Annotated in this window: 3 protein-coding genes; 2 read left to right on the top strand and 1 reads right to left on the bottom strand. The window is 42.3% G+C overall.

The window, feature by feature from the left end; genetic code table 11:
* The coding region (gene zwf / locus F6K13_RS23705) for a glucose-6-phosphate dehydrogenase (RefSeq protein ID WP_287288582.1) at positions 1-911 on the top strand (911 nt) is incomplete at its 5' end.
* A gap of 281 nt (positions 912-1,192) precedes the next feature.
* Complete coding sequence (opcA, locus tag F6K13_RS23700) at positions 1,193-2,515, top strand: glucose-6-phosphate dehydrogenase assembly protein OpcA (protein WP_124155467.1); 1,323 nt, start codon at positions 1,193-1,195, stop codon at positions 2,513-2,515.
* 505 nt (positions 2,516-3,020) lie between these two features.
* Here opcA and pyrR read toward each other — a convergent pair.
* Positions 3,021-3,551: a bifunctional pyr operon transcriptional regulator/uracil phosphoribosyltransferase PyrR gene (gene pyrR, locus F6K13_RS23695; RefSeq protein WP_124155468.1), complete on the bottom strand. Its 531-nt coding sequence runs from the start codon at positions 3,549-3,551 to the stop codon at positions 3,021-3,023.
* Positions 3,552-3,617: the final 66 nt, after the last annotated feature.

The following is a 3,617-nucleotide window of genomic DNA, read 5'->3' as shown; positions in this document are numbered from 1 at the left end:
TAATGGCATTGGCAAATCGAAATACCATTTTTGAACCCCTATGGAATCGTCAATTTGTCGATAACGTTCAAATCACTGTTGCAGAAACAGTAGGATTAGAAGGACGTGCTGGATATTATGAAACATCAGGTGCCCTGCGGGACATGGTACAAAATCATCTGATGCAACTATTCTCCCTCACAGCAATGGAACCCCCTAATTCCCTCGATGCTGACAGTATTCGTAACGAAAAGGTAAAAGTAGTTCAGGCAACCCGCTTGGCAGACTTAGAACGCCTGGAGCTTTCTGCAATTCGTGGCCAGTATACAAACGGTTGGATGAAAGGCAAAGATGTACCAGCTTATCGGGAAGAAGGAGGAGCAGACCCCAACTCCACCACACCTACTTATGCAGCACTGAAACTCTATATTGATAACTGGCGTTGGAAAGGAGTTCCATTTTATCTGCGGACTGGTAAGCGAATGCCGAAAAAAGTCTCAGAAATCGCGATTCAGTTCAAAGAAGTACCATATTTAATGTTCCAGTCAGCAGCTAAACAAGCAAATCCTAACGTATTGGCTTTGCGAATTCAGCCAAATGAAGGAATTTCTATGCGTTTCGAGGTAAAAACTCCAGGCAGTTCCCTGCGGACTCGTTCAGTAGATATGGATTTCCGTTACGATACTGCTTTTGGTAAACCCAGTACAGATGCTTACAGTCGATTGTTAGTTGATTGTATGTTAGGAGACCAAACACTATTTACTCATGGTGATGAAGTAGAAGCATCTTGGCGAGCATTAACACCAATACTAGGTATCTGGGATGCTCCAGCACCACCAGAGGCCATACCTTTGTATGAAGCAGGTACATGGGGACCAGTTGAATCTGAACTGTTACTCAATCGTGATGGTCGTCGTTGGCGCCGACTGTAGTAGAAGGCAGAAGGCAGAAGACAGAGGGCAGAAGGCAGAAGGATTTCTTCCAATTGTGACTTATATCAAGTCTCATTAATTAGCCATCATAAATTAGCTATCTTTAGTCATCTAAAGATGACTTCTGCTATAGATCCAAGAAATTTATTTCTTGGCGGATGACATAGCTTGCTACAAGAATTGGGCGCGGACATTATTCCCTGTTCCCTGTTCCCTGTTCCCTGTTCCCTGTTCCCTATTCCCTTAAATAACCATCAGTAAAGCATTTACAAACAAGAAAAATGAGTACAACACTTGTTGCCTTACAACAACCAAAAGATATTTCTCTCGGAGAAATTGAAGCAGAACTTAGTAAAATCTGGCTCGGTCAAAATGGAGGAAAAGCAACTGCGATCGCTACCAGAGCAGCTACTTTCAGCATGGTAATATATGAACCCGAAGAATTTCAGCAACTTTTGGCTGGTTTGGGATTCTACAAAGGTGAAATAGATGGTATTAACGGCAATGAGGCCCGTGATGCCATCAAAGAGGCTCAAAAAGCTTATCAGTTACCAATAACAGGTAGGATAGACTCCGAGACTCTCGCTAAGTTACGTTCAGAGTGGGCTGCAAAATCTCCAGAAACTCGGCAATTCCCTAACATGGATGCTAGAGGATTTAGCATTAGTGAAGTAATTGCAGATCAAAACCCCTGTCGAGTCATCACACTATGTCCTACTTTTGGAGAAGATACAGGGGTAACAGCACAAGTTTCTGCTTATTGCCCAGTAAAGAAAAAGCAGTCTTCATTAACTTGCTGTGAATATATTACTCTACGCGGAACTAAAGAAGCACTGGAAAGGGTGAGTGATGTCGTGACATCATTGATGATTCCTGACTTGCCTAAATTTGTTTGGTGGAAAGCTACCCCCAATCAAGAACAAGAATTATTCCGAAACCTATGTGAAAATAGCAATTGCATTATTCTGGATTCATCTTATTTTAGCGATGCAGATTCAGAATTTCTCAAAATGCAAGAGTTGATCGAAAATCAAACATACATTGCTGATTTAAATTGGCATCGTCTCTCTGCATGGCAAGAATTAGCTGCTGCCACTTTCGATCCACCACAACGTCGTGCTTCCTTGGGTGAAATAGATAAAATTACTCTTGACTATGAAAAAGGGAATGCTGCCCAAGCACTAATGTTTTTGGGGTGGTTTGCTAGTCGTCTTGATTGGCAACCTACAGCTTATACTGAGACTGGTGGTGATTATGATATCGTTCATGTCAAGTTTACCAGTCCTACGGATAAGGAGATTTTAGCTGAGTTAGCAGCAATTCCTACCGCTGACTATGGTGAAATTCCTGGAGATTTAGTGGGCGTGCGTTTGGGGTCTAGTAATCCCAATGCTGACTGTTGCACGATTTTGTGTTCTGAAGATACTGGTTGTATGCGATTAGAAGCAGGTGGTAGTGCCCAGTCTTGTCGTACAGAGCAAGTCAGTGCTTTGAGCGATCAGAAAGCAGAATATTTGATGGCTCAACAGTTACAACGTTGGGGTCGGGAAGTTTTATATGAAGAGAGTTTGGCTATAACTGCTGACATTCTCAAGTTACGTTAAAAAAGCACCTCAGTGGTCAGCACCGAGAGCGATCGGCAGATTTTTTAGCTTGAAGAAACCGTAGGGGCGTTACGAAGTATGCGCAAGCAAACAGCCGTTTGCCCCTACAAACTGTTTTAAATCAACAATCTGAGCACCATTGCCAACTCTTTCTCCATCTCCCCACGTTCCCCTCCAGGGAGGGGTTAGGGGTGGGTTCCCATCTCCCCGAACTCCTCACACTCCTCACACTTTCTAGTGCAGGATTGCAGAAATAACTAATATCATGTTCGGTTAAATACTTATACTTTGGAGAAAGCAAGGCAGAAGGCAGAAGGGAAAGAAAGATTCAAAGAGATAAGGTTTTTATAACTGATTATTTGAACATGATATAACCAGTAACAAAATCCTAAAAGCCTTACCAATCAATACTTTTGACTGTCTTGAGTGCGTCTTACATTCTGAGGGGACCTCAGAATTACGCACTCGCTTTTGAATTTTAACTTTTGACTTCCGCGTAGCGGCACTAGCGAAATAACTCCACACCATCTCTCCGATCAATATCTTGCACATAAACTTTGACCTTCTCTTCTCTAGAAGTGGGTAGCTTCTTACCTGTGAAATCTGGATGAATTGGTAGTTCCCGATGACCTCTATCAACCAACACAACTAATTTAATTGCTTCTGGGCGACCATATTCAAGAACTGCGTTCAAAGCAGCTCGCACTGTTCGACCTTTATAGATCACATCGTCAACTAAAACCACAATCTTGCCAGTAATATCACCAGGAATTTCCGTTTTAGCTGGAGTTCGCATTCCCGTTATGTTCAAGTCATCCCGATAAAAAGTAATATCCAATGCTCCCACAGGTATCTTGACTTGCTCTAGCAATTCAATTTGATTTGCTAATATTTTCGCTAGCGGTACTCCTCTAGTATAGATGCCTAACAATACCAGTTGAGACAAATCTCCCGCATTTTCAATTACTTGGGAAGCAAGACGAGTAACAGTACGCCGTAACTCCTGTGCGGATAAAATTTCTACAGTATTGCTCATATATTCCACCACCTTAATGAAGTCAGAAGTCAGAAGTCAAACGAAGTCAGAAGTCAGAAGTCAGAA

The sequence above is a fragment of the Okeania sp. SIO2B9 genome (assembly GCF_010672505.1).
Taxonomy (GTDB): Bacteria; Cyanobacteriota; Cyanobacteriia; order Cyanobacteriales; family Microcoleaceae; genus Okeania; species Okeania hirsuta.
This window is presented reverse-complemented; position numbering and strand designations above follow the sequence as displayed.